The sequence below is a fragment of the Prosthecobacter sp. genome, assembly GCF_044373815.1.
In the GTDB taxonomy this organism is placed as follows: Bacteria; Verrucomicrobiota; Verrucomicrobiia; order Verrucomicrobiales; family Verrucomicrobiaceae; genus Prosthecobacter.
In genome coordinates, this window is record NZ_JBIPNG010000562.1 from 1 (window position 1) to 3,874 (window position 3,874).

The 3,874-nt window shown below is 61.3% G+C and carries 6 protein-coding genes; all 6 read left to right on the forward strand.

All coding sequences use genetic code 11. The features are described from left to right. On the forward strand, positions 1 to 376 hold a 376-nt coding region (locus tag ACIREA_RS28190), incomplete at its 5' end, for a hypothetical protein (protein ID WP_397385650.1). 11 nt (positions 377 to 387) lie between these two features. Next, entirely contained in the window at positions 388 to 1,125 is a 738-nt protein-coding gene (dapB, locus tag ACIREA_RS28195; protein WP_397385651.1) for a 4-hydroxy-tetrahydrodipicolinate reductase, read from the forward strand. 26 nt (positions 1,126 to 1,151) lie between these two features. Next, positions 1,152 to 1,619, forward strand: coding sequence for a hypothetical protein (locus tag ACIREA_RS28200; RefSeq protein WP_397385652.1), 468 nt, complete (start codon positions 1,152 to 1,154; stop codon positions 1,617 to 1,619). Positions 1,620 to 1,633: 14 nt separating this feature from the next. After that, the gene (gene folK, locus ACIREA_RS28205) at positions 1,634 to 2,098 is read left to right on the forward strand and encodes a 2-amino-4-hydroxy-6-hydroxymethyldihydropteridine diphosphokinase (protein WP_397385653.1); all 465 of its coding nucleotides are present in this window, start codon (positions 1,634 to 1,636) and stop codon (positions 2,096 to 2,098) included. 69 nt (positions 2,099 to 2,167) lie between these two features. Next, complete coding sequence (locus ACIREA_RS28210; protein WP_397385654.1) at positions 2,168 to 2,926, forward strand: hypothetical protein; 759 nt, start codon at positions 2,168 to 2,170, stop codon at positions 2,924 to 2,926. Beyond that, positions 2,923 to 3,874: NAD(P)H-hydrate epimerase (locus tag ACIREA_RS28215; protein WP_397385655.1), on the forward strand; the 952-nt coding region annotated here is incomplete at its 3' end. The genes ACIREA_RS28210 and ACIREA_RS28215, both read left to right, overlap by 4 nt.

The following is a 3,874-nucleotide window of genomic DNA, read 5'->3' on the forward strand; positions in this document are numbered from 1 at the left end:
CACGAAGCTGACCGAGGTGGATGAATGGAAGTGCTTTGACCTGCCCGATGGCAGACGCGGACTGTGGCTGGATCTGCAGCTGCCGCTGTACGCCGCTGCTTTGCAGAAGCGCGGTCAGTCCATCAGCAGCGTGGCCTACTTCGCGCTGCCGAAAAGCATTCAGGACACCGCCATTCTGCCGTGGGAGGGGTTTGATGCAGAACTGATCGACGCCGCGCATCAGTGTGCCGCCGAGGCGGTGCAGCGCATCCGCAGCGGCCAGTTCTGGCCACCGGCGGAGCGCTCCCCCAACGCCAGTTTTGACGAAATCCTGCTGCATGATCCGCTGCACAGTGTTCAGCCGCCTCTTGCATCATTACAGCTGCCCGTTTATTAAACCGGCTCATTATGTCCGACATCAAACTCCTCATCACCGGCAGCAAAGGCCGCATGGGCCAGGCCATCATCCGTGCCGCCGAGGCTCAAAACGTCACCGTCGCCTCCACCGTTGACGTGGGCGATGCATTGTCTCCTGCGCTAGCGAAAGCGGACATCGTGATCGACTTCTCCTCCCACACCTTCTGCGATGAACTGCTGGGCGAATGCCTCAAGCAGGGAAAGAGCCTCGTGATCGGCACCACCGGCCACACCAACGAAGAACTGGCCCACATTCGCGAAGCCGCCAAGGCCCTGCCGATCGTCTTCGCCTCGAATTATAGCATCGGCGTGAACACCTTGTTCTGGCTGACGCGCAAAGCCACGGAGTTGCTCGGCCCGGACTTCGACCTCGAAGTCGTGGAGATGCATCACCGCATGAAGAAGGACTCCCCGAGCGGCACGGCACGCACGCTGGTCGAGATCCTCGCGGATGTGCGCGGGCTGGAATATGACAAGGACTGCAAGCATGGCCGCTTTGGCGATGTGGGAGCCCGCACTCCGAAGGAAATCGGCGTGCACGCCATCCGTGGCGGCGATGTCGTGGGCGATCATACGGTGATCTTTGCCAATGTGGGCGAACGCGTTGAACTCACTCACAAAGCCAGCAGCCGTGACACCTTTGCCACAGGTTCCGTCCGTGCCGCCCAATGGCTGGCTGGCAAGCCTGCGGGGCTGTATGACATGCAGGATGTGCTGGGACTGAAGTGAGCGCCACTTGGAGCTGAGGAGGTGCAATGACATTCCGATTTCTCCTCACTCCACGCAAATCCTCTGCTCTGGTCATCGGCATCTGGCTGCTCATCCTGCTCGCCCCGGCGGTCAACGTCATCCACTTCATGGCTCGCGGGGCTCGTGGTGATTATCCTTGGTATGCCGACAGCATCGGCATTCCCATCTTCAGCCACCTGCTGTTCATCTACCCGTTTGAACTGTGGGCGCTACGCGGGCTGAAGTCATACCGCGAGGGCGTGTCGCTTTTCTATTTCAGCCGCAAGAACTGGGGCTTTGCACTGCTCTCCACCATCGCCACCGTGTGGCCCTTTGGCCTGTTGTGCGTTGGCATGATGGAGGATGGCATTCATGCGAGATACTATACCACCACGATCTTTTACACCCTGCGCTTGTATGCATTCCTGCTACTGCGCGTCGCCATGATGCTGCGCCACGAAGCCCCTGACCGGCCCAGTATTTTCTTTCCATAACCTCGCCCCTCTCAATGAACTTCGGTATCGCCCTTGGCTCTAATCTCGGTGATCGCGCCGCGAATCTTCAGCGCGGCACGGATCTGCTGCTGACGCGGGTGCCGGGCATCCGGCTCAATGCGAGTGCGCAGGTGTATGAGACGGAGCCGGTGGATTGTGCGCCGGGGACGCAGGCGTTTTTGAATACCGTCATTGAAGTCGCGGCTGACGGCTTGCCAAATGAGCTGCATTACCATCTCAAGGCCATCGAACAGGCGCTGGGGAGGCCGGAGCAGCGGGAGCGCAACTCGCCGCGCACGCTCGATTTGGATCTGCTGTATGCGGATGATGTCGTGAGCGATGATCCCGTGCTCACGCTGCCGCACCCGCGCATGCACCTGCGGCGCTTTGTGCTGGAGCCGCTGGCGGACATCCGGCCTGAATTGGTGCTGCCGGGGCAGAAGGTGTCGGTGGCCGAACTTTTGGCGGGTTTGGAGTGATACCGGCTTTGCCCTACTTCGCGGATTCTGCGTGGCATGGAGCGGAATCTTGCTATGGAATGATGGACCATGACTGAAGCCCAACCCACCTCTGCTGATCCTGGACGCTGGATTCGTTTTGCCCTCGTCATGCTGCCGGTCGGCACGATTCTGCTGGGAATTGCTTCCTTTGGCATCTGGCAGTGGAAGAAGGACCAGGCGGCGGATCGTTCCTTCAAGTATGCGCTGGCACTGCGGCGGCAGATCAGCCCGGAAGGTATCGAACGGTATGCGGGGATTGTGCGCACGGCTTTGGGCAAAGCGGACCGGGACCTGAGCATCCCGGGCTATCTTGAGTCCACGATGGGCGCTGAGAACATGGGCTACACGGTGCGGCGCGGACGCTTTGGCAGCGAGCAGTCGGTCATCGACGCCGAACTGACGGGGGCCAAACGCCCGCTGGAAATCGTGATGGTCCTGGCTCTCTACGGTGGCCCGGCGGATCAGCAGGAAAGCACGGTGCAAGCCATCGCCGAATCCTTGTCTGTCGCGCATGAGCTGACGGGTGAAAAAGTGGTGCGTTCATTGCGCTTTGCCTTCATCCCTGACACACCGGAAGCGCTGAAGCAGTTGAAGGATGGACTCCAGCGCGATGGTGAACGCCTGATGCATCTGCTGGTGCTCGGCGGCCCCGAAGTGGCAGGCATTGAGGGCATCTCCAAAGCCTTGGACACGACGGCCAAAGGCACGCGCGTCCTGTCCCTGCCTGCCACAAAAACGACCCAGGAAACGGTGCAGTCGGCCCATCAACTTAAAGGCATGCTGCTGGAAGCAGCGGAAATCCCATGATCGTCACGTGCCGCCAGATGCAGCAATGCGAAGAGGCCGCCTTTGCACGCGGTGTGAGTGCGGCGGCATTGATGGAGGAGGCGGGATGTGGCATCGCGAATGTGGTGCGTCAGTTTGCGCCGCGTGCTGGATCGCTGGTGCTGTTTCTCGGCAAAGGCAACAATGCGGGGGATGCGCTCGTCGCGGCGCGTGAACTGGTCGCTGATGGCTGGCAGTTGTACGCGCGACTGAGTGCAGAGCCCACGGCGATGAAGCCACTGCCGCGCACGCATCTGGCCGTGCTGGGCAGCCTGGTCCGTATTTTGGAGGATGCCTCGACGTTTGATTTTCCAGCAGGGCCTATCGTGAGTCTGGATGGATTGCTAGGCATCGGCGCCCAGGGGCCGATGAAGCCGGAGCTGCAGGTGCTAGCGCGCGAAATGAACACGCTTCGCACACAGCGGCATGCGGTGACGATTGCGATGGACATTCCCTCCGGCCTAGACGGGGATCATGGTGACGCCTGCGAGGACGCTGTGGAAGCGGATGTGACCGCCGTGGTGGCGCAGATCAAAGCGGGGCTGCTGGAAGATGGGGCTGATCATTACGTGGGACGCATCGCGCTGGTGCCGCTGCCTGATTTGTCGCAGACGGATGGCGATGCGCAGGCCGAAGTGCTGACGCCGCAGATGCTGCGCTCCTGGCTGCCGCGCCGTGCCAATGACATGCACAAGGGCGATGCAGGCCGCATCGGCATCCTGGCCGGCTCGCCGGGATTTCTTGGCGCCGCTGAGCTGGCCTGCCGTGGAGCCATCCGCGCGGGTGCAGGACTCGTCACGCTGCTGGTGAAGGAGGATGTTTATCCGCTGATCGCGCCGCGCATGCCTGTGGAGGTGATGGTGAAGTCGATCAAGGATTATCGCGATGTGCTGGAGATGCGCTTCGACGCACTCGCCATCGGGCCGGGGC